General features: G+C 74.1%; 20 protein-coding genes. 6 read left to right on the top strand and 14 right to left on the bottom strand.

What is annotated here, in order from left to right:
• Positions 1 to 6 precede the first annotated feature (6 nt).
• A complete protein-coding gene (gene galE / locus HK417_RS18270) occupies positions 7 to 1014 on the top strand; it encodes a UDP-glucose 4-epimerase GalE (protein ID WP_222269203.1) in 1008 nt (335 codons plus the stop codon).
• Here the strand turns inward: galE and HK417_RS18265 are convergent.
• Entirely contained in the window at positions 1007 to 2332 is a 1326-nt protein-coding gene (locus HK417_RS18265) for a hemolysin family protein (protein ID WP_222269201.1), read from the bottom strand. The two genes, galE and HK417_RS18265, sit on opposite strands and share 8 nt — an antisense overlap.
• 202 nt (positions 2333 to 2534) lie before the next feature.
• Here HK417_RS18265 and HK417_RS25670 point away from each other — a divergent pair, with 202 nt between their 5' ends.
• On the top strand, positions 2535 to 3341 hold the full coding sequence (locus HK417_RS25670) for a CAP domain-containing protein (RefSeq protein WP_308123692.1): 807 nt from the start codon (positions 2535 to 2537) through the stop codon (positions 3339 to 3341).
• A 193-nt stretch (positions 3342 to 3534) separates the two neighbouring features.
• Here the strand turns inward: HK417_RS25670 and HK417_RS18255 are convergent, their stop codons facing one another.
• Genes HK417_RS18255 through HK417_RS18240 form a run of 4 tightly spaced genes read right to left on the bottom strand, consistent with a single transcriptional unit; the run spans position 3535 to position 6980 of the window.
• Positions 3535 to 4749, bottom strand: coding sequence for an NADP-dependent isocitrate dehydrogenase (locus HK417_RS18255; protein ID WP_222269198.1), 1215 nt, complete (start codon positions 4747 to 4749; stop codon positions 3535 to 3537).
• A gap of 39 nt (positions 4750 to 4788) precedes the next feature.
• Positions 4789 to 5742, bottom strand: a complete 954-nt coding sequence (gene mdh, locus HK417_RS18250) for a malate dehydrogenase (RefSeq protein WP_222269195.1) — start codon at positions 5740 to 5742, stop codon at positions 4789 to 4791.
• Positions 5743 to 5799: 57 nt separating this feature from the next.
• Positions 5800 to 6114, bottom strand: coding sequence for a DUF3017 domain-containing protein (locus HK417_RS18245; RefSeq protein WP_222269192.1), 315 nt, complete (start codon positions 6112 to 6114; stop codon positions 5800 to 5802).
• Entirely contained in the window at positions 6111 to 6980 is an 870-nt protein-coding gene (locus HK417_RS18240) for a bifunctional methylenetetrahydrofolate dehydrogenase/methenyltetrahydrofolate cyclohydrolase (protein WP_308123691.1), read from the bottom strand. The genes HK417_RS18245 and HK417_RS18240 overlap by 4 nt, the downstream gene beginning before the upstream one ends.
• An 88-nt stretch (positions 6981 to 7068) precedes the next feature.
• On the opposite strand from HK417_RS18240, the gene HK417_RS18235 reads away from it, so the two are divergent.
• A complete protein-coding gene (locus tag HK417_RS18235) occupies positions 7069 to 7797 on the top strand; it encodes a hypothetical protein (protein WP_261327201.1) in 729 nt (242 codons plus the stop codon).
• Between the two features lie 71 nt (positions 7798 to 7868).
• Here the strand turns inward: HK417_RS18235 and HK417_RS18230 are convergent, their stop codons facing one another.
• The 8 genes from HK417_RS18230 to HK417_RS18190 all read right to left on the bottom strand — a co-directional run bounded on the left by HK417_RS18230 (position 7869) and on the right by HK417_RS18190 (position 16639).
• Positions 7869 to 8537: a pentapeptide repeat-containing protein gene (locus HK417_RS18230; protein WP_222269186.1), complete on the bottom strand. Its 669-nt coding sequence runs from the start codon at positions 8535 to 8537 to the stop codon at positions 7869 to 7871.
• Positions 8538 to 8548: 11 nt separating this feature from the next.
• Complete coding sequence (purH, locus tag HK417_RS18225; protein WP_308123690.1) at positions 8549 to 10732, bottom strand: bifunctional phosphoribosylaminoimidazolecarboxamide formyltransferase/IMP cyclohydrolase; 2184 nt, start codon at positions 10730 to 10732, stop codon at positions 8549 to 8551.
• Between the two features lie 49 nt (positions 10733 to 10781).
• Entirely contained in the window at positions 10782 to 11978 is a 1197-nt protein-coding gene (locus HK417_RS18215) for a cell division protein PerM (RefSeq protein WP_222269183.1), read from the bottom strand.
• Positions 11979 to 12033: 55 nt separating this feature from the next.
• Positions 12034 to 12657: a hypothetical protein gene (locus tag HK417_RS18210; protein WP_222269180.1), complete on the bottom strand. Its 624-nt coding sequence runs from the start codon at positions 12655 to 12657 to the stop codon at positions 12034 to 12036.
• 229 nt (positions 12658 to 12886) lie between these two features.
• Positions 12887 to 13765, bottom strand: a complete 879-nt coding sequence (sucD, locus tag HK417_RS18205; protein WP_222269177.1) for a succinate--CoA ligase subunit alpha — start codon at positions 13763 to 13765, stop codon at positions 12887 to 12889.
• Between the two features lie 87 nt (positions 13766 to 13852).
• Positions 13853 to 15013, bottom strand: coding sequence for an ADP-forming succinate--CoA ligase subunit beta (gene sucC, locus HK417_RS18200; RefSeq protein WP_222269174.1), 1161 nt, complete (start codon positions 15011 to 15013; stop codon positions 13853 to 13855).
• 110 nt (positions 15014 to 15123) lie between these two features.
• Entirely contained in the window at positions 15124 to 15522 is a 399-nt protein-coding gene (locus HK417_RS18195) for a cobalamin B12-binding domain-containing protein (RefSeq protein WP_222269171.1), read from the bottom strand.
• Between the two features lie 46 nt (positions 15523 to 15568).
• Entirely contained in the window at positions 15569 to 16639 is a 1071-nt protein-coding gene (locus HK417_RS18190) for a hypothetical protein (RefSeq protein ID WP_308123689.1), read from the bottom strand.
• 163 nt (positions 16640 to 16802) lie between these two features.
• Here HK417_RS18190 and HK417_RS18185 point away from each other — a divergent pair, with 163 nt between their 5' ends.
• Together HK417_RS18185 and HK417_RS25665 are read left to right on the top strand one after the other, a co-directional pair.
• Positions 16803 to 17705 (top strand): esterase/lipase family protein, encoded by a 903-nt coding sequence (locus tag HK417_RS18185; protein ID WP_308123688.1) that lies wholly within the window; start codon positions 16803 to 16805, stop codon positions 17703 to 17705.
• Positions 17706 to 17931: 226 nt separating this feature from the next.
• Positions 17932 to 19011 (top strand): M23 family metallopeptidase, encoded by a 1080-nt coding sequence (locus HK417_RS25665; RefSeq protein ID WP_261327199.1) that lies wholly within the window; start codon positions 17932 to 17934, stop codon positions 19009 to 19011.
• Positions 19012 to 19109: 98 nt separating this feature from the next.
• On the opposite strand, the gene pcrA is transcribed toward HK417_RS25665, so the two are convergent.
• Positions 19110 to 21401: a DNA helicase PcrA gene (gene pcrA, locus HK417_RS18175; RefSeq protein ID WP_222269168.1), complete on the bottom strand. Its 2292-nt coding sequence runs from the start codon at positions 21399 to 21401 to the stop codon at positions 19110 to 19112.
• A gap of 265 nt (positions 21402 to 21666) precedes the next feature.
• Here pcrA and HK417_RS18170 point away from each other — a divergent pair, with 265 nt between their 5' ends.
• Entirely contained in the window at positions 21667 to 21951 is a 285-nt protein-coding gene (locus HK417_RS18170) for a chorismate mutase (protein WP_222269166.1), read from the top strand.
• The last annotated feature ends 79 nt before the right edge of the window (positions 21952 to 22030 follow it).

Here is a 22030-nt window from a genome sequence, read left to right as displayed (position 1 = left end):
CGCACCATGCGCGTTCTCGTCACCGGCGGAGCCGGGTACATCGGCAGCGTAGTCACCGCAGCCCTGCTGGCCGACGGCCACGACGTCACGGTGCTCGACGACCTCTCGACCGGCCACGAGGACGCCGTCCCCGAGGGCGCCCGGTTCGTGCGGGCCTCGCTGCACGACTCCGCGCCCGTGCTGGCGGAGGTCGCCCCCGAGGCGGTGCTGCACTTCGCGGCCAAGAGCCTGGTCGGGCAGAGCCAGGTCGAGCCCGAGGTCTACTGGCACCACAACGTCGGGGGCACGCTGGCGCTGCTCGAGGCGATGCGCGCGGCCGACTGCCGCCGGATCGTCTTCTCCTCCACCGCGGCCACCTACGGCGAGCCGGAGGAGGTGCCGATCCTGGAGACGGCGCCGACCCGGCCCACCAACACCTACGGGGCCAGCAAGCTCGCCGTCGACCACATGCTGACCTCGTACGCGGTGGCCCACTCGTTCGCCGCGGTGAGCCTCCGGTACTTCAACGTGGGTGGGGCGGCGTACGGCCGGGGCGAGCGGCACGCCACCGAGACGCACCTGATCCCGATCGCCCTGCAGGTGGCCTCCGGGACCCGGGACGCGCTGACCGTCCACGGGCAGGACTACCCGACCCCCGACGGCACCTGCATCCGCGACTACGTGCACGTCAAGGACCTCGCCGCCGCGCACCTGCTCGCGCTGCCGGCCCCCGCGCCCGGCGAGCACCGCATCTACAACCTGGGCAGCGGCAGCGGCTTCTCCGTGCAGGAGATGGTCGACGCCGTCCGCGAGGTCACCGGCCATCCGCTGCCGGTCATCGCCGGGCCCCGGCGGACCGGGGACCCGGCGCGGCTGGTGGCCAGCTCCGCGCGTATCCACGACGACCTGGGCTGGGCCCCGGCGCACACCGACCTGCGCGAGATCGTCGGCGACGCCTGGTCGTTCACGAAGGACCCCCGTGCCCCACACCACTCGCAAGCTCGCGGCGGGACCCTGCACGGGGACCTCAGCTAGCGCTGGCCTCTGCGGTGGTCTCGTCCGCGGTCTGCGGCGCCGGGCTGACCGAGATACGGGCGATCCGGCGGCCGTCGAGCTCGAGCACCGTCAGCCGGCGGCCCTGCACGGCCACCGAGTCCCCGACCACCGGGAGCCGGCCGAGCTCGGCCAGCACGAACCCGGCGGCCGTCTCGTAGGGGCCCTCGGGCAGCTCCAGCCCGGTCGCCTCGCTGAAGTCGTCCAGGTTGAGCAGCCCGTCGACCTCGTGGGGGCCGTCGGACGGCTCACCGGACTCCGCGGCGACGGCGGCGTCGTACTCGTCGTAGATGTCGCCGATGACCTCCTCGATGAGGTCCTCGAGCGTCACGATCCCGTCGGTGCCGCCGTACTCGTCGACGACGATGGCGAAGTGCCGGTTCTCCCGGCGCATCTCCGACAGCGCGGTGAGCACCTTGGCGGTGCCGGGCAGCCGCTTGACCTCACGGGCGAGGTCGCCGACGGTCGCCGCCCGGCCGGCGGGGTGGCCGGGCAGGAACAGGTCGCGCACGTGCACGAACCCCACGACGTCGTCCTCGTTGCGGCCCACGACCGGGTAGCGCGACCAGTTGGAGTCGGCCACCTGCTTGGCCGCGCGGCTGGCCGTCATCGAGGCCTCGAGGAAGTGCACCTCGGTGCGCGGGGTCATGACCTCGCGCACCTCCCGGTCCCCGGCGCGGAAGACCTCGTCGATGAGCCGGCGCTCGTCGCTGGACAGTGACTCGTGCGCGGCGACGAGGTCGCGCAGCTCCTCCTGGCTGATCGACTCACCGCTCAGCTTCGGGTCGCCACCCAGCAGGCGGACCAGCAGGTCGGTGCTCTTCGACAGCAGCCAGATGACCGGCCGGAACAGCTTCGCGATGGCGTTGAGCGGCGCGGCGACGACCAGCGAGAAGCCCTCGGCCCGCTGCAGCGCGAGCCGCTTGGGGGTCAGCTCACCGACGACGAGGGACAGGTAGCTGATCGCGATGGTGACCGCGACGAGGGCCAGCGTGCCGGCGAGTCCGCGGGACAGGCCGAACTGGACCGCCGCCCAGTCGGCGAGCGGCCGGGACAGCGTGCTGGCACCGAAGGCCGCGGAGAAGAAGCCGGCCAGGGTGACGCCCACCTGCACGGCGGCGAGGAAGCGGTTGGGGTCGGCGAGCAGCTTGTTCAGCGCCTGTCCGCGGCGGCCGGAATCGGCCAGCGAGCGCACCTGCGACTCCCGGAGGGAGACCAGGGCGATCTCCGCCCCGGAGAACGCGCCGCCGACCATGACGAACGCGACGACCATGATGATGTTGAGCCAGACGTCGCTCACGAGCGGCGTGCTCCTCCAGAGGTGTGGGCTCAGCCGGGACGCTCCCGGAACTCCCCACGGTAGTGGCTGCGGCAGTGCGCAGATCTGCGGGGACAACTCCCGTCACCCTTGGGGATGTTCCCCGGCGTCCGCTACCGATCACGTTGCGTGCCCGGTTACCCTCAAACCCGTTACAGATCCGCTGTCTCCTGAGGACGGTCCCGTGCCACCCCGCCCGCCCTCGCCGCGCGTGCCCGCCCACCGCCTCGCCACCCCGGTCCTGCTGGTCGTGGCCCTGGTGGTGCTCGTCGTCTCCGGCACCTCCCTGATGCGCAGCGAGGTGGTCCCGCGCCTGGCCGGTGCGACCGCGGACGGCGTGCTCACCGACCTCGCGCCGTCCGCCGGTCCGACCGGCGGCCCGCCGACTCCGCCGGCTCCGGCTCCCGCTCCGGCCTCCACCAGCGCGCCGGCGACCACCGCGACGCCCTCCGAACCGTCGGCGCCGGCCGGTCCGGCCTCGTCGGCCGTCGTGACGGCGCCGGCCGGGACCGAGCCGGCGACGACCCCGCCGAGCCGGTCGCCCGAGCCCGTGCCGTCCGCCTCCGACGCGCCCGCACCCGCGCCGGCCCCCGCTCCCGCGCCGGCAGCGGCGGACCCGACCGTCGAGGGACAGGTCCTCGCGCTGGTGAACATGGAGCGGACGGCGGCCGGCTGCCCCGCCCTCACCGCGGACCCGGACCTGGCCGCGGTGGCCCGCGCGCACAGTGCGGACATGCGGGACCGTCACTACTTCGCGCACGACACCCCGGACGGCGTCTCCCCCTGGGACCGGGCGGACGCGGCGGGGGTCCCGTCGATGCGCGCGGAGAACATCGCCCAGGGCCAGCGGGACGCGGCGGCCGTGATGGCGGCCTGGATGAAGTCCCCCGGGCACCGGGAGAACATCCTCGACTGCAGCCTGCGGACGCTCGGGGTCGGCGTGGCCCAGGGCGCCGGCGGCCCGTGGTGGACCCAGGACTTCGGCGTCTGATCGCCGTCGAGATCGGGGGATCCCGGGCCGCCTGAGCCTCTTCGGCGCCCGGTTTCCCCGATCTCGACGTCCCCGAGGCCCCCCGACACGCGGAACGGCCCCCGCGACCGGTGGTCGCGGGGGCCGTCGTCGTCCGGCCCCCCTGCAGGGTCCCGCCGCGGGCCTGCGAGTGGCGGGGGCAGGGGGTCCTTTCTCAGGCCATGGCCTTCTGCAGGTTGGTGTCGATGGCCGCCAGGAAGTCCTGGGTGGTCAGCCAGGGGGCGTCCTTGGAGATCAGCAGCGCGAGGTCCTTGGTCATCTGACCGCTCTCGACGGTCTCGATGCAGACCCGCTCCAGGGTCTCGGCGAACCGGGTCACCTCGGGGGTGCCGTCCAGCTTGCCGCGGTGGGCCAGGCCCCGCGTCCAGGCGAAGATCGACGCGATCGGGTTGGTCGAGGTCTCCTTGCCCTGCTGGTGCTGCCGGAAGTGCCGGGTGACCGTGCCGTGCGCGGCCTCGGCCTCGACGGTGCGGCCGTCGGGGCTCATCAGCACCGACGTCATCAGCCCCAGCGAGCCGAAGCCCTGCGCGACCGTGTCGGACTGGACGTCGCCGTCGTAGTTCTTGCAGGCCCAGACGTAGCCGCCCTCCCACTTCAGGGAGGCGGCGACCATGTCGTCGATCAGGCGGTGCTCGTAGGTGATCCCGGCCTTCTCGAACTGGTCCTTGAACTCGGCCTCGAAGACCTCGGCGAACAGGTCCTTGAAGCGGCCGTCGTAGGCCTTGAGGATCGTGTTCTTGGTCGACAGGTAGACCGGGTACCCGCGCTGCAGGCCGTAGTTCAGTGACGCCCGCGCGAAGTCGCGGATCGAGTCGTCCAGGTTGTACATCGCCAGCGCGACACCGGCGCCGGGAGACTGGAACACCTCGCGCTCGATCGGCTCGCCGCCGTCCTTCGGCTGGAAGGTCAGCGTCAGCGTCCCCTCGCCGGGGAACGTGAAGTCGGTGGCCCGGTACTGGTCACCGAACGCGTGACGGCCGACGACGATCGGCTTGGTCCAGCCCGGCACCAACCGCGGCACGTTGGACATGATGATCGGCTCGCGGAAGATGACGCCGCCGAGGATGTTGCGGATCGTCCCGTTGGGCGACCGGTACATCCGCTTGAGGCCGAACTCCTCGACCCGCGCCTCGTCCGGGGTGATGGTGGCGCACTTGACGCCCACGCCGTGCTTCTTGATCGCGTTGGCCGCGTCGACCGTGATCTGGTCGTCGGTCTCGTCGCGCTTCTCGATGCCCAGGTCGTAGTACTCGAGGTTGACGTCGAGGTACGGGAGGATCAGCTGGTCCTTGATGAACTGCCAGATGATCCGGGTCATCTCGTCGCCGTCGAGCTCGACGACGGTGCCCTCGACCTTGATCTTGCTCACGTGTCCTGTCTTCCCTCTCTGCAGCTCTGACCGTCGAGGTCAGAGGTCGGCCACATCGGCCTGCTTGGCGCGTACCGCCTCGGCGGCCTCGCGCAGGCCCGCCAGCTCGCTGTCGGACAGGTCGGTCTGCACGACCCGCCGGACGCCGTCCCGGCCGATCTCGGCCTCCACCCCCAGGTAGACCCCGGAGATGCCGTACTCCCCGTCGACCCAGGCGCACACGGGCAGGACCGCCCCGGAGTCCTCGATGACCGCGCGGGCCATCCGGGCCGCCGCCGCGGACGGCGCGAAGTACGCCGAACCGGTCTTCAGCAGCGCCACCACCTCGGCGCCCCCGTTGCGGGTGCGGTCGACGAGGTGGGCGATGCGGTCCTCGGACAGCACGTCGGCCAGCGGCTTGCCGTCGACGGTGCACCGGGACGGCACGGGCACCATCGTGTCGCCGTGCGAGCCGAGGGTCAGGGTGCGCACCGAGGCCACCGCCACGCCGAGCTCCTCGGCGACGTTGTTGGCGAACCGCGCGGTGTCGAGCATCCCGGCCTGGCCCATGACCCGGTGCTGCGGGAAGCCGGTGGCCAGCTGGGCCAGCGCCGTCATCTCGTCCAGCGGGTTGGAGACGACGATGACGACGGCGTCCGGCGAGGTGCGGGCCACCTCCTCGGCGACCGAGCGCACGATCCGGGCGTTCGTCTCCAGCAGGTCCATCCGGCTCATGCCGGGCTTGCGCGGCAGGCCGGCGGTGATGACGACGACGTCGGAGCCCTCGGTGCCGGCGTACGAGCCACCACCCACCCCGACCACCCGGGTCTCGAAGCCCTCGATCGGCCGGGATTGGTTGATGTCGAGTGCGAGCCCCTCGGGGCGGCCCTCGAGGATGTCGGTGAGCACGACCGTCTCGAAGACGTCGTACTCCGCGAGACGTTGTGCGGTGGTCGAGCCGTAGAAGCCGGCGCCGACGACGGTCACCTTGCCCTTCCGGGGCGACGCTGCCATGCCCGCCAACCTAGCCCCGGACGGGGTGCCCCGGCCATGCGGGTGGCGTTGCCGGGGTCAGGTCGGGGGGACGTTCCACGCCAGGAGGACCAGCGCGAGCCCGGCCGCACCGGTCAGGGTGACGTCCACCGGCCGGCTGCGGACGGCGAGGAAGCCCATCTGCCGCACCGGCAGGAGCAGCCGCAGCAGCGTCGCCCCGAGCAGCGCGACCCCCATGACGACCAGCCCGCGGCGCCACTGCTCGGCCGCGACGAGCAGCAGGCCCACCGCGACGACGGCGATGACGACCGTCAGCGGCCACTGCCGGAGGAAGCCGGCGAGCAGCGGCCGCCGGACGTAGAGCGGCGCGCGGGCCGGGCCCGGGGCTGTCATGCCGTCAGTGCCTCTGCGCCGGTCGCCAGCTCAGCGGCGAGGACGACGTTGGCCAGCAGCATCGCGCGGGTCATCGGGCCGACGCCGCCCGGGTTGGGCGCCACGAAGCCGGCGACCTCACGGACGTCGGCGGCGACGTCCCCGGCGATCTTCCCGTCGACCCGGCTGACGCCGACGTCCAGGACGGCCGCTCCCGGCTTGACCATGTCGGCGGTGACGAGCTCCGGCACGCCGGCCGCGGCGACGACGACGTCGGCGGTCCGGGTGTGCGCGGCCAGGTCGCGGGTGCCGGTGTGGCACAGCGTGACCGTGGCGTTCTCGCTCCGCCGGGTGAGCAGCAGGCCCAGCGGCCGGCCCACGGTGATGCCGCGGCCGATGACGACGACCTCCGCGCCGGCCACCGGGACGTCGTAGCGGCGGAGCAGCTCGACGATGCCCACCGGGGTGCAGGGCAGCGGCCCGGGGATGCCGAGCACCAGCCGGCCGAGGTTGATCGGGTGCAGGCCGTCCGCGTCCTTGGCCGGGTCCATCCGCTCGAGGACGACGCTCGCGTCGATCCCCCGCGGCAGCGGCAGCTGGACGATGTAGCCGGTGCAGCCGGGATCGGCGTTCAGCTCGTCGACCACCTCGAGCACGTCGGTGAGGGACGCGGTGGCCGGCAGCTCCCGCTGGAGGCTGGCGATGCCCACCTGGGCGCAGTCCTTGTGCTTGGCCTGCACGTACCACCTGCTGCCCGGGTCGTCGCCGACGAGCAGGGTGCCCAGCCCCGGCAGCCGTCCCGCGTCGGCCAGACGGGCCACCCGCGCGGTCAGTTCCTCCCGGATCGCCGCCGCGGTCGCCTTGCCGTCCAGGATCGTCGCCGCCACGTGTTGCAGTCTGCCCGACGCCGTCCACCGCCTAGGCTCCGGACACCGAGAGCCGCGGGTCTCCCCACCCGCGCGCGAGGGAGGCCCCATGAGCGAGCCCGGCGACCGCCAGGGCAGCCCACCCACCGACGGCCCAGCGGGCGAGGACACCGGAACCCACCGCCCCACCGAGGTGCTGGGCGGAGCGGAGCGCGACCGGCAGGAGACCCTGGTGGTGCCGCCGTGGTCACCGCCCCGGCACGAGGAGGCCGGGTTCCCGCAGCGGCCGATCTGGCAGCCCGAGCCACAGGGGACGGGTCCGCAGCCGACCGGGCCGCAGCAGTCCTGGCCGGGGCGCACGCAGCCGGAGTGGAGCGACCGGCCGGTGGTCGTGCGGCGCGCGGACACGGTCGCCGGGCTGCTGCTCCTGCTCGCCGGCTTCGCGGCCGGGATCAGCCTGCTGGTGGTCTGGGTGCACGGCGGCCGCTCCGGCATGGACCTGGTCCGCGCCGGGGTCGCCGACTGGTCCACCGACGCCTGGCGGCTGTGGGACACCGGCTCGTGGCAGCCGCTGGCCGTCGTCCTCGGTGGTGCGGCGCTCTTCCTGATCGGGCTGCTGCTGTACGTGCCGGCCCACACCCACCGGTTCCTCGGTGCGCTCGCGCTGCTCGTCACGGTGGTGGCGGCGGCGGGGGTGCTCGTGCCGCTGGCCGCGGCCGACTGGGACGTCGACCGCTACGCCGTCGGCGGCTGGCTCGGCGTCGCGGTCGCCGGCCTGGGCGGTCTCGGTGCCCTCAAGGCGCTGATGACGGGCCCCGAGATCGGCAGGAGGCTCTGACATCGCGGTCTCACCGGACCGCACCGCGGCCACCGGCCGCCCCCGCCGCCCAGGGCGCGACCGCGCCCGGATCAGTCGGCGACCACGGCGCCGTGGGCGTGGGCGAACCGGACAGCCTGGCCCAGGTCCAGCCGGACGCCGTCGAGGTCGAGCGCCCGCCAGTTGATCCCGTCGGTCTCCGCGCCCCGCAGGTCCGCGCCGCGCAGCTTGGTGCCCTGCACGCGGGCGTGCCGCAGGTCCGCGCGGGTGAGGTCACACTCCCGCAGGTCCGCGTCGACGAGGTCGGCCTCGGCCAGCCGCAGCCCCGACAGGTCCAGCCCGGAGAGGTCCGCCCCGCGCAGCGACGTGTAGCTCCAGTCGCTCTCGGTCGTCGTCATCGACCGCAGCGTGGCGCCGGGGAACTGCGAGCCGGTGAGCTTGCAACTGGTCCAGGTGACGTCGAACAGCGTGGCCCGGTCGAACCGGCACGAGAGGAACGCCGACCCCTCGTGCACGGAGCCGCTCATCGCCACCCCGGTGAGGACGCACCGGTCGAACACGCAGCGCCGGGTGACCAGCTCCGCCATCGACGCGTCGTCGAACCGGCACTCCACGAAGGTGACCCGCTCGAGCTCGGCACAGTCCCACTCGACGCCGGCGAGGTCCTCGTCCTCCCAGATGGTGTCGGGCTCGGGCGGATCGACCTGCGGCTCAGGCCCCGTGCAGGGGCCCGGCGCGAGCTTGCGAGCGTTGGGGGGCACGGGGTCCTTCGTCAGTGGGCGAAGTGCCGGGTGCCGGTGAGGTACATGGTCACGCCCGCGGCCTCCGCCGCGGCGATGACCTCGTCGTCCCGGACCGAGCCGCCGGGCTGCACCACGGCGCGCACCCCGGCGTCCAGCAGCACCTGCAGCCCGTCGGCGAAGGGGAAGAACGCGTCGGAGGCGGCCACCGCCCCGGCGGCCCGCTCCCCCGCCCGGGCGGTCGCCAGCCGGGCCGAGTCCACCCGGTTGACCTGCCCCATCCCCACCCCGACGGTGGCCCGGTCGGCGGCCAGCAGGATCGCGTTGCTCTTCACCGCGCGCACCGCGCGCCAGGCGAAGACCAGGTCGTCGAGCGCCGCGGCGTCCACCGGCTGACCGGTGGCCAGCTTCCACGAGGTCGGGTCGTCCCCGGCGGCGTCGATCCGGTCGGCCGTCTGCAGCAGCAGGCCGCCGCTGACCGGGCGCATCTCCACGGCCAGCCGGGGGACGGCGGGCATCCGCAGCAGCCGGATGTTCTTCTTCTGCATCAGCACGCCCAGGGCGTCCTCGGTGAACGACGGGGCGACGACGACCTCGGTGAACACGTCCGAGATCTGCTCGGCCAGGGTGAGGTCGACCTCGCGGTTGGCCGCGATCACCCCACCGAACGCCGACACCGGATCGCAGGCATGCGCCTTGCGGTGCGCCGCGGCGATGTCCGCCCCGACGGCGATGCCGCACGGGTTGGCGTGCTTGATGATCGCCACGCAGGGGTCGGCGTGGTCGTGGGCGGCCCGCCAGGCGGCGTCGGTGTCGACGTAGTTGTTGTAGGACATCTGCTTGCCGTGCAGCTGGTCGGCGTCGGCGAGCCCCGGCTGCCCGCTGCGGTACAGCGCCGCGCCCTGGTGCGGGTTCTCCCCGTAGCGCAGCACGTCGGCGCGCTCCCAGCTGCCGCCGATCCAGAACGGGAAGCCGCTCCGGTCGTCGGGCACCAGCACGTTGCCCATCCAGGAGGCGACGGCGACGTCGTACGCCGCGGTGTGCCGGAACGCCTCGGCGGCCAGCTGCTGCCGGTCGGTCAGCGTGAACCCGCCGGCGCCGACGGCGGCCAGGACCTCGTCGTACCGGTCGGGGTCGACGACGACGGCGACCGACGGGTGGTTCTTCGCCGCCGCGCGCACCATCGCCGGGCCGCCGATGTCGATCTGCTCGACGCACTCGTCCGGCGAGGCACCGGAGGCGACCGTCTCGCTGAACGGGTAGAGGTTCACCACGACCAGGTCGAACGCGACGATGTCCAGCTCCTCCAGCTGCTGCACGTGCTCGGGCCGGCGGCGGTCGGCCAGGATGCCCGCGTGCACGGCCGGGTGCAGGGTCTTGACCCGCCCGTCCAGGCACTCGGGGAAGCCGGTGACCTGCTCCACCGGGGTGACGGCGACCCCGGCGGCGGCGATCCGGGCGGCGGTCGCTCCTGTGCTGACCAGCTCGACCCCCGCCTCGGCCAGGCCGCGGGCCAGCTCCTCCACCCCGGTCTTGTCGTACACACCGAGCAGGGCGCGGCGGACGGGGATGCGGTCGCTCATCGGGGCTTCTCCCTCGGTCGGGGTGGAGGTCGGAAGTGGCGCACCGGCGGCCAGGGCGGCCACCGTCTGCACCAGGAGCTCGCGCTCCACGGTCTTGATCCGCTCGTGCAGGCGGGCCTCGTCGTCCCCGGGCAGCACCGGCACCGACCGCTGGGCGAGCACCGGACCGGTGTCCACGCCGGCGTCCACCAGGTGCACCGTCGTCCCGGTCGTGGCGACACCGGCGGCGAGCGCGTCACGCACCGCGTGGGCGCCCGGGAACGCCGGCAGCAGCGCGGGATGGCTGTTGACGATCCGGTCGGGGAAGGCGCCCAGCACGGCCGGCCCGAGGATCTTCATGAACCCCGCGGTGACCACCCAGTCGGGGGCGAGGGCGGTGAGCTCGGCGGCGAGTGCCCGGTCCCAGGCGGCCCGGTCCGGGTGGTCGCGGAGGGCGCAGACGAAGGTGGGCACGCCGCGCCCGCGGGAGGCGGCGAGGCCGGCGGCGTCGGCACGGTCCGCGCCGACCGCGACGACGTCGAAGGGCGAGCCGGGCCGGTCGGCCACGTCGAGCAGTGCGGCGCACAGCGAGCCGACGCCGGAGAGGAGCACCACGACCCGGGGCCGCGGGCAGGCGGTCGCGTCAGCGGGCACGTCTGCGAATCTAGCCAACGCCGTCCGGTGGCCGACCCACGCGGGGGCGTCAGCCGCTGGCTCGCCACCGGGACACCGCGGCGGCGGGCGCAGCGGCGATCCCGGCCTGCTCCGCGACCGCGAGCCCGGTGGCCAGCGCCGGAGCGCCCACCTCGGCGAGCGCGGCGTCCCCGAGCTGCCCGCCCGCGACGAGCACCCACAGGCCGGTGACGACGCCGACGCCCAGACCGGCGACGATCCCCCACAGCGCCGCGGTGACCGCGCCGCCGTCCTCGTCGTCCAGCCGCCGGCCCAGCACGGTCCCCGCCGCCAGGCCGGCGAGAACCGGCAGGGCCTGGGACAGGAAGGCCAGCAGCGGCACCGCCTGGGTGTCCGGCAGGGCGGCCATCAGCGGCAGCGCGGGCACGCTGCCCAGGGTCACGCCGCCGGTCGAGACGAACGTGCCCGCGCCGATGGCGAACCCGGGGCCGGCGGCGAGCCCGGCCACCGCGGCGGCGGCGTTGGGGAGCAGGAGCAGGCTCAGCCCGATCTGGCCGGCCGCGCCGGCGCTGGCCCCGCCGAGGCCGGTGACCAGCCGGGCCACGCCGTCGACGTCCCCGGCCAGCGCCAGCGCGACCACCGCCGTGCAGCAGGCGGCGAGCACCAGCCCGCCGACGGCCACCGCTCGCCAGAGCGCCCGCCCCGGGCCGGGGAACCGGTCGGCGAGGACGTCACCGGCCGGCGAGTCCCGCAGCACGCCGAGCCCGCCGGCGAGGACGGCCAGGACCACCGCCCCGAGCACGGGCCGCAGCGGCTCGACCGGGACCTCGTCGGTGCGCGCCGCCAGGACCAGCAGCGCGGTGGTCGCCGCGTGCACGGCGGTGACGACGGCCAGGACGGCGCCGGTCCCCCGGGCCGAGGCGATCCCGCGGAGCGCGGCGACCCCACCGGCCGCGTGGCTCAGCCCCCAGGCGATGCCCAGGGTGAGCAGCAGGGGCGCGATGCGCAGCGGGCCGGTGTCGAGGCCGAGCTCGGCGCCGTGGGCGAGCAGCCACAGCTGCCCGGCCAGCCGCGCCGAGGACCCGACCGGCAACCCGCCGTCGGGGTCGAGGGTCTGCACGACGACCAGCGCCAGCCCGAGCACGAGCAGGCCGACGACCGGCACGGCCAGGGCGGTGCCGGCGGCGAGCCAGCCGGTCGCCGGGCCCCGCCCTCCGCTCTCCTCCCGCGGCCCGCGGGCGGTCGGGCGACTGAGCACGGAGGTCATCCCCTCACTCTCGCAAGCGCTACCGGCGGAGGCCCGGTGCACGCGCCGGGCGACGTCACGGCTGCTGGGGAGGGCGGGACGGGCCGGGTCCGGACTGCGGCGGCTGCCAGCTGCCGCCGTACCGGGGCGCATCGTCGTGCCCCGGCCAGCGGTGGCCGGCCGGGTCGGCCGGCTGGTCCGGCGGTGCCGACGCCGGCGGCTCCGGCAGCGCCGGTCCGACCCGCAGGTCCGGCAGCACCCGCAGCACGGCGAGGCTCACCACGGTCGCCGACGTGAGGACGGCGAGCAGTCCGGCGAGGGTGAATCCGACGTCGAACGTGGTCAACCACTCGACGACGGTGAGCAGGAAGGTGAGCGCGGCCAGCCCGACGGTGAGCGTCGCCCGCGGGAAGGGCACCCGGACGTCGGCGAGCGCCGGCAGCAGCGCCCACACCCCCGCGGCGACGACCAGGACCGCCGCGACGGTGAGCAGCCCGGAGACGAACCCGTTCACCGAGTAGCTCGCGCTCCGGTAACCGAACCCGAGGTCGTAGCCGTCGTAGCGGAACCACGGCACGCTCAGGCACACCACGTAGAGGACCGCCCCGACGGCCACCGCGACGTCGATCCAGGTGAGGCGGGACCGGTCGAAGCGGTGACCACGTCCCGCCGGCGCGGGCGCCGGACCACTGACCGTCATGGTGCTCCTCCCCGTCCTGCCGCAGGTGTCCCCAGCATCGTCGCCGACCGCCCGGCACCCGGGGCGCCACCCCGGCCGGTGCGCAGACGGGACTGCCCGGCGCCTCGGACGAGGCGCCGGGCAGTCGGGGTCCGAGGGCGGCGTCAGCCGGCGAGCGCACTGGTCGGCTTCCCCGCCGTCCCGGGCCCCGCCCTGAGCTCGCGAAGGGTGGGGAGTACGGGGTCCTTCCTCAGCCTCCGACGATCTCCCGCATGATCCGGGCGCTCTCCGACGGCGTCTTCCCGACCCGGACACCCGCGGCCTCGAGGGCCTCCTGCTTGGCCGCGGCGGTGCCGGCCGAGCCGGAGACGATCGCACCGGCGTGGCCCATGGTCTTGCCCTCCGGCGCGGTGAAGCCCGCGACGTAGCCCACGACCGGCTTGGTGACGTTGGCCTTGATGAAGTCCGCGGCCCGCTCCTCGGCGTCGCCACCGATCTCACCGATCATCACGATGGCCTCGGTCTCCGGGTCGTCCTGGAAGGCCTGCAGGCAGTCGATGTGCGTCGTGCCGACGACCGGGTCGCCACCGATGCCGACGGCCGTGGAGAAACCGATGTCCCGCAGCTCGTACATCATCTGGTAGGTCAGCGTGCCGCTCTTGCTGACCAGCCCGATCGTCCCGGACTGGGTGATGTCCGCCGGGATGATGCCGGCGTTGGACTTCCCGGGGCTGATCAGGCCCGGGCAGTTCGGGCCGATGATCCGCGTCGTGCCGCCCTGGGCGTGCGCCCAGGCGTACGTCGAGTCGTGCACCGGGATGCCCTCGGTGATCACGACCGCGAGCCCGATCTGGGCGTCGACGGCCTCGATGACCGCGGCCTTGGCGAACGGCGGGGGCACGAAGATGACGCTGACGTCGGCGCCGGTCTCCTTCATGGCGTCGGCGACGCTGCCGAACACCGGCACGTTCGCGCCCTCGAAGTCGACGGTCTCGCCGGCCTTGCGGGGGTTGACGCCGCCCACGATCGCGGTGCCGGAGGCGAGCATCCGCTGGGTGTGCTTGCGCCCCTCGGAGCCGGTCATGCCCTGGACGATGACCTTGCTGTTCTCGTTGAGGAAGATCGACATCTGTGGTGTCCCGTTCTCAGGAGTGGAGGAGGCGGCCCCTTCCAGGGCCCGCCCCGAGCGTGCGAGGGGTGGGGAGGAAGGGGGTCCTCAGGCGGCGGCGAGCTCGGCGGCGCGGCGGGCCGCGCCGTCCATGGTGTCGACCACGGTCACCAGCGGGTGGTCGGCCTCGGCGAGGATCCGCCGGCCCTCCTCCACGTTGTTGCCGTCCAGGCGCACGACCAACGGCTTGGTCGCCTCGGCGCCGAGCAGGCCCAGCGCGGAGACGATGCCGTTGGCGACGGCGTCACAGGCGGTGATCCCACCGAAGACGTTGACGAAGACGCTCTTCACGGCGGGGTCGGACAGGATGATGTGCAGGCCGTTGGCCATGACCTCGGCGGACGCGCCACCACCGATGTCCAGGAAGTTGGCCGGCTTGACGCCGAACTCCTCCCCGGCGTAGGCCACGACGTCCAGGGTGCTCATGACCAGGCCGGCGCCGTTGCCGATGATCCCGACCTCGCCGTCCAGCTTGACGTAGTTGAGGCCCTTCTCCTTGGCCGCGGCCTCCAGCGGGTTGGCGGAGGCGGCGTCCTCGAGCGCGGCGTGCTCGGTGTGCCGGAACTCGGCGTTCTCGTCGAGGGTCACCTTCGCGTCCAGCGCGAGCACGGTGCCGTCGGGCGTCTTGGCCAGCGGGTTCACCTCGACCAGCGTGGCGTCCTCCTTGGCGAAGACGTCCCACAGCTGCACGGCGATGGCGATCACCTGGTCGCGCACCTCGGCGGGGAACCCGGCCGCGTCGACGATCTCGGCGGCCTTTTGCTCGTCCACGCCGACGGCGGCGTCGATCGGGACGCGGGCCAGCGCCTCCGGGCGCTCGACGGCCAGCTGCTCGATGTCCATGCCGCCCTCGACCGAGGCCATCGCCAGGAAGGTGCGGTTGGACCGGTCGAGCAGGTAGGAGAAGTAGTACTCCTCGGCGATGTCGCTGGCCTGGGCGACCATCACGCGGTGCGTGACGTGGCCCTTGATGTCCAGCCCGAGGATGTCCTGGGCGCGAGCGCGGGCGCTCTCGGCGTCGTCGGCGAGCTTGACGCCGCCGGCCTTGCCACGGCCACCGGTCTTCACCTGCGCCTTGACGACGACGGGTGCAGCGATCTCCCGGGCGATCGCCTCTGCCTGCTCGGGTGTCTCGGCGACCCCACCGGGGAGCACGGGCACGCCGTGCGAGGCCAACAGGTCACGGGCCTGGTACTCGAAGAGATCCACGAGCAGTCACCGTAGCCCGCTCGCCCGCGGCCCGCGCCCTCGGTCCACCCCTCCGGGACGTGGCACCCGCCTCTTCCGCCGGGCAGCAGATCAGGCCCCGGGGGCCGTCCTCACGTGCCCACGTGCTCCCGCACCCACGCCACGATGTCCTCGGTGCTGGCCCCCGGCGTGAACACCTCGGCCACCCCCATGCGGGACAGCTCCTCGCGGTCGGCGTCCGGGATGATCCCGCCACCGAAGACGACGACGTCGTCGGCCTCCCGCTCGCGCAGCAGCTCGGTGAGCCGGGCGAACAGCGTCATGTGCGCCCCCGACAGCACCGACAGCCCGACCGCGTCGGCGTCCTCCTGGACGACGGTCTCCACGATCTGCTCCGGCGTCTGGTGCAGCCCGGTGTAGACGACCTCCATGCCGGCGTCCCGCAGCGCGCGGGCGACCACCTTCGCGCCCCGGTCGTGCCCGTCGAGGCCGGGCTTGGCGATCACCACGCGGATCCGTTCGGTAGCCACACGCGGACTCTAGGACCCGGCTGTGGCGCGGGTCACCCGCCGCGGGTCAGGCCGTGTCGGACGAGGCGGGACGGCGGCCCCGCCACCGCCACGCCAGCACGGTCAGCCCGAGGGCGCCGACCCCGGCGGCCAGCAGACCGGCACCGGGCACGGTCCACTCGACGTCCGGGCCGTGGCCGGCGTCCCGCAGGCCGGTCAGCCCGGCCGCGAGCAGGAACACCGCGATCCCCAGCAGCCCGCCCACCGCGCCCAGCCGAGGCCGCAGCGAGGGGGCGGTCACCGAGCAGAGCAGCAGGGTTCCGGCCAGGAGCAGCCCGCCCAGCAGGGCCAGCCCGGGACGCTCCAGCAGCGCCTGCGGCCCCTCGACGGTCACCACCGTCTCCAGCCCGGTGGTGGGGTCGGTGACCACCTCGTCGGGGACGTCGGCCGCCGGGGACGCCAGGCACAGCACGGCCACGACCCCGAGCAGGACCATCGCCCCGGCCAGCGCCGGGCGCAGCGGGTCCAGCGCCCCGCCGTCCTCCATGACCGTGCGCCCCCAGGCGACCAGCGCGACGGCACCGGCCAGGACGGTCAGCCCCAGCGCGACCAGCCCCAGCGCCCAGCCGGCGCCGGTGTCCACGGAGCTGGTGAGCACCCGCTCCCCGGCGAGCACGTCGACGCCGGGCCGATCGGTCGACCCGTGCCCCTGGTACATCTCGATGAGCAGGCGCCCGATGGCCAGGGAGCCGAGGACCGCGGCGTAGGCCAGGCCTAGGCGCGGCACCCGGCCGAGAGCCAGGGTGAGGCCGACGGCGAGGGTCGCCAGCGGCGCGACCAGCGCCACGAGCGCGTCCACCGGACCGGCGACCGGCGTGACGGCCTGGCCGCCGACCACGAGGTAGGTGGGGAAGGGCGCCGCGGCGCCGACGAGGGCCGCCAGGACGAGCAGCAGACCGGCGGCCCGGGCCGCACCCGGCACGCGGCCGACGACCAGGTCGTCGGTGGCCGGGGCGACCGGGCCCGGCCGTCGGGTGCCGTTGGCGGGACGGCGGTTCCCCCGGGCACCGGCCGCGCGGGAGGCCGACGAGGTCCCTCCCCGGTCGTTCCGGACGCGCGCTCGATCACCGGCGGGCACAGCGCCCCCTCCTCAGGTCGGTCGATCACGGTGCGTCGTCGTGTCGTGTGATCAATGTGTGACTTTCGGCACAAAAGGGCATGACCGTCCGCGGGCGGAGCACACCAGGTGTGCACGCTGCGCCGCCCGGCGCGGTGCCGAGGCGGACAGGAGACAGACCGGCGTGCTGAACACACACCTGCCCTCGTCTCCAGCGTGGCATGCGCCGACGGCTCCGGCGGGCAGCGACGTACCGGACGGACCGGTCGGCGCGGTGCGCTCCCTGCTGTCCCCCACCCTGCTGACCGGCGGCCTGACCGAGCTCGCCTGGGTGGGTGCCCACGCCCTGCTGTGGCCCCTGGGCACCCGCGCGGAGCCGCTCCGTCCGGACTCCCGGTTCCGGCCCGGCCTGCAGTCCCCGGCTGTCCGCGCCCTGTTCGCCGACGACCCGCTGGCCGCCCGGACACCGGTGCTCCTGGTCCACGGCCTGGTCGACAACCGATCGATCTTCGCGGTGATGCGCCGCAGCCTGCGCCGCCGGGGCTTCGCCCAGGTGTGCCCGTGGAACTACAGCCCGCGCCTGCGCGACGTGGAGAGCACCGCCGCCACCCTGGGCCGGCACGTCGAGCGGGTGTGCGAGGAGACCGGGCACGACCGGGTGCACGTGGTCGGGCACAGCCTCGGCGGTCTGGTCGCCCGCTACCTGGTGCAGCGACTGGGCGGCGACGCCCGGGTGGACCGTCTGGTGACGCTCGGGACGCCGCACGGCGGCAGCCGATGGGCGCACGCGCTGCCGATCCCGGTCGGGCGCCAGCTACGTCCCGACTCACCGCTGCTGCGGGAACTCGACCGGCCGGCGGCAGGGTGCCGCACCGAGGTCACCGCCGTCTACAGCGACCGGGACCAGGTCGTGATCCCGTCGGCGGCCGGGCGCTGCGACCACCCGGACCTGCAGGCGCGCAACGTGCTCGTCCGGGGCGTCGGGCACATGTCGCTGCCGATCCACCGCGGCGTGCTCGACGAGGTGGCAGCAACACTCGCCGGACGCCGTCGGAGTTGGACAGAAGTGACGACGTCCGTCGCCTGAGTGGGACGTGTGTGACGCGTGTCGTCACTGTTCGCCACCGATCGAGACACATGCCGACAGGTCGTTGAACCCCCTCCGGAGCGCGGTTAGCGTCCGCGAATGACAACGGTGCGACTACCGACCGTGGTCGACGCGCGATCACACCGGCTCAGCTCCCGTGGCCGACCGGCGCACCTGCACCACCACCACACGGCTCCTCCCGTGCGGCACCCGGAAGGTGTTCCCCTTGTCTCGACTGCGTGAGCACGTGGGCCGTTCCCGGTCCGAGGGCGACCTGCGGTCGCTGCTCGCCGCCGGCTCCGAGGACGGCTGGGCGGCGGACTGGGACGGCGACTGGGACGGCGAGTGGGCCGCCACCCAGGCCCGCGAGGACGCCGACGAGGACGTGCCCGCCGAGGAGACGCTGGACGAGGACCGCGCAGACGAGGACACCGCAGAGGAGGACACCGCGGACGAGGACCCCGCGGACGACGACGAGGACGCCCCCCGGGCGACCCGCTCCGCCCGCCGGCGACTGCGCCGAGCGGCCCGGGAGACCACCGCACCGGCCGCACCCGTCGCCAGCGCATCCACACCCGCCGCCACGCCCGCCACCGCCGCGACGCCCGCCACCGCACCCCCCGCCGCCGGCACCGCACCCACCGCCGCGGCACCCCGCCGCGCACGCCGCCGTCCGCCGGGCCGCCGCGCCCCGGTGCTGGTCGTGGTCGCCGCCCTCGGCGCGCTGATGACCGCCCTGCTCGGCGGGGTGGGCAGCGACCCGGCCCCGGTCGCCTCCGCCCAGGACTACGGGCTGGGCGTCTCCGACAGCAGCTTCGCCGGTGGTGTCGGCGACGCCCGGGGCGTGATCAGCCAGGCCGAGGCGCAGGCGCGGCTCAACGAGATCGCCGCCTCCCGGGCCGCCCGCGAGCCGGACTTCGTCGTCCCCACTGTCGGCCGGCTCACCACCTGCTTCTGCATGCGCTGGGGCACCATGCACTGGGGCCTCGACCTGGCCGCGCCGCTGGGCACCCCGATCGTCGCCGCCGCCGACGGCGTCGTGCTGCGCGCCGGTCCGGCCTCCGGGTACGGCTACGCGGTCTACATCCAGGACGCCGACGGCAACGTGCAGATCTACGGCCACATGCGCTACATGTTCGTCGAGGCCGGTGACGTCGTCTCCGCCGGCGACCTCATCGCCAAGGTCGGCAACCAGGGGCAGTCGACCGGCCCGCACCTGCACTTCGAGATCCACGAGGGCGGGCTGAACGGCGACCCGATCGACCCGCAGGAGTGGCTGGCCGAGCGCGGCGTGCCCCTCGGCTGATCCCCGCCGGGTCCGGGACCGGGCCGGCAGGGTGCACTCGGGGTGGGTTCCCGACCGGGGACCCACCCCGAGCGCACGTCGTCCCGGGGCGGCTGCCGCTACAGCTTCACGAGGGGCGCGTACCGCAGCACGAGCCGCTTGGTGCCCCCCGAGCCGAAGTCGACCGTCGCCTGGGCCTTGTCGCCGATCCCGTTCACCTCGACGACCGTGCCCAGCCCGAAGGCGTCGTGGCTCACCCGGTCGCCGACCTCCACGCTGATCGCCGGCCGCTTCGTCCCGCCGCCGCGCAGCCCGCCGGTGGACAGCCCGGTGGCGGCCACCCGCGCCTGCGCGGAGCCCATCGGTGCGGTCGGCGCCGCCTCCGTGCGGGCCCAGTGGACGGTGTCCGACGGCAGCTCGTCGAGGAAGCGGGACGGCGGGTTGTAGGCCGGCTGCCCCCAGCTGGTGCGCACCGTGGCCCGGGAGAGGAAGAGCCGCTGCTGCGCGCGGGTGATCCCCACGTAGGCCAGCCGGCGCTCCTCCTCCAGTTCACGGGGGTCGCCGAGCGCTCGCATGTGCGGGAAGACGCCGTCCTCCAGGCCGGTGAGGAAGACGACCGGGAACTCCAGCCCCTTGGCCGTGTGCAGGGTCATCAGCGTCACCACGCCGGCGTCGTCGCCGGTCACCGGGATCTGGTCGGCGTCGGCCACCAGCGACACCTGCTCGAGGAAGTCGGTGACCGAGCCGCCGGGGGTGGCCGCCTCGAACTCGGCGGCGACGGAGATCAGCTCGTTGAGGTTGTCGACGCGGCCCTCGTCCTGCGGGTCGGTGCTGGCCGAGAGCTCCGCCAGGTAGCCGGTGCGGTCGAGGATGCTCTCCAGCAGCGCGGCCGGCCCCGAGCCGGTCTCGACCAGCCGCTCGAACTCCTCGAGCAGCGCCACGAACTCCTGGATCGCCTTGAGCGACCGGGAGGCCAGGGTGGTGACCTCGGAGCACCGGCGCAGCGCGGACGCGAACGCGATCCGCTCCCGGTCGGCGAACTGCTCGATGCAGGCCTCGGCGCGCTCGCCGATGCCGCGCTTGGGGGTGTTGATGACCCGCCGCAGACTGACCACGTCCGCGGGGTTGGCGACCACCTTCAGGTAGGCCAGCGCGTCGCGGACCTCCTTGCGCTCGTAGAAGCGCACCCCGCCGACGACCTTGTACGGCATGCCGACGCGGATGAACACCTCCTCGAACACCCGGGAGGCGTTGTTGGTGCGGTAGAAGACCGCGATGTCCGCGGGCCGGGCCGTGCCCGCGTCGGTGAGCGCGTCGATCTGCTCGGCCACCCAGGCGGCCTCGTCGTGCTCGTTGTCGGCGACGTAGCCCTCGATGAGCTCGCCGTCGCCGGCGTCGGACCACAGGTTCTTCGGCCGGCGCGAGGTGTTCTTGGCGATGACCGTGTTGGCGGCCCTGAGGATGCGCTGGGTGGAGCGGTAGTTCTGCTCCAGGACGATCGTCGTCGCCTCGGGGTAGTCGCGCTCGAACTCGTCGATGTTGCGGATCGTCGCGCCGCGGAACGCGTAGATGGACTGGTCGGCGTCGCCGACGACGCACAGCTCCGCCGGCGGGACCGGGCCGCCGGCCCCGCCGACCAGCTCGCGCACCAGCACGTACTGCGCGTGGTTGGTGTCCTGGTACTCGTCCACCAGCACGTGCCGGAACCGGCGGCGGTAGTGCTCGGCGACGTCCGGGAACGCCTGCAGCAGGTGCACCGTGGTCATGATCAGGTCGTCGAAGTCCATGGCGTGCGCCTCGCGCAGCCGCCGCTGGTAGAGCTTGTACGCCTCGGCCAGCACCTTCTCCGGCGCCGTCTGCGGGACGTAGGACTCCTCGTCGACGAGCTCGTTCTTCAGGTTGGACACCTGGTTGGCCAGGCTGCGGCCGGGATACCGCTTGGCGTCCAGGTCGAGGTCCCGGGCCACCATCGTCATCAGCCGGACCGAGTCGCCCTGGTCGTAGATGGTGAACGAGCTCTTCATGCCGAGCTTCGCGGCCTCGGCGCGCAGGATGCGCACGCACATCGAGTGGAAGGTCGACACCCACATGGCCCGGGCGCGCGGCCCGACCAGGGTGGCGACGCGCTCCTTCATCTCGCCGGCGGCCTTGTTGGTGAAGGTGATCGCCACGATCTCGCCGGGCTGCACGCCGCGCGCGCCGAGCAGGTAGGCGATGCGGTGGGTGAGCACCCGGGTCTTGCCCGAGCCCGCGCCCGCCACGATCAGGAGGGGGCTGCCCTCGTGCACGACCGCGTCGCGCTGCGGTCCGTTGAGGCCGGCGAGCATCCGGTCGAGTGCGCGGCCGGGCTGGCCGGCGGTGTGCCGGGGCAGCGCGGCGGTGCCGGGGAGGGTCTGCTGAGGGCTGCTCATGTCCCTGCCACTGTAGGCCGCGGGACCGACGGCCCCCGGGACGCACGGGACGTCCCGGACGGGCGTGGCGGGTGGCGCGGGACCGCGCGCCCGTGCCAGACTCGGGCCGTGCTCCGCCACCGCGAGTTTTTCTACGGCCACCGGGTTCCGGTGTCCGTCACCGCTGGCTGAGCAGCCACCGAACACGACGCCCCGGGCCCGATGGCCCCGGGGCGTTTCTCGTCTCCGGGGCCGGACGGCCTCCTCGCCCCTGGAGACGACGACCATGAGCACCACCGCCACCGAGCCCACCGCCCCGGACACCCCGGCCGCCGACCGGATCGGTGAGCTGCGCGAGCAGATCGACCTCTGCGACGCGCAGATCATCGAGCTGGTCCAGCGCCGGCTGGCCATCTCCGAGCAGATCGGGTCGCTGCGCACCGCCTCCGGCGGCATGCGGCTGAGCCTGTCCCGGGAGCGGCAGGTGCTCGACCGTTTCCGGTCGGCGCTCGGCCCGGACGGCGCCTCGCTCGGCATGATGCTGCTCCGCCAGGGCCGCGGTCGTCTCTGAAGAAGGACCCTGTCCTCCTCGGGACGGGGCCTCAGGGCGTGTCACGTCCGGGGCCGCCGCTCCGTCTCATGGGCGCGCA

Origin of the sequence: Modestobacter marinus, assembly GCF_019799945.1 — a bacterium.
GTDB lineage: Bacteria > Actinomycetota > Actinomycetes > Mycobacteriales > Geodermatophilaceae > Modestobacter > Modestobacter marinus_B.
This window is presented reverse-complemented; position numbering and strand designations above follow the sequence as displayed.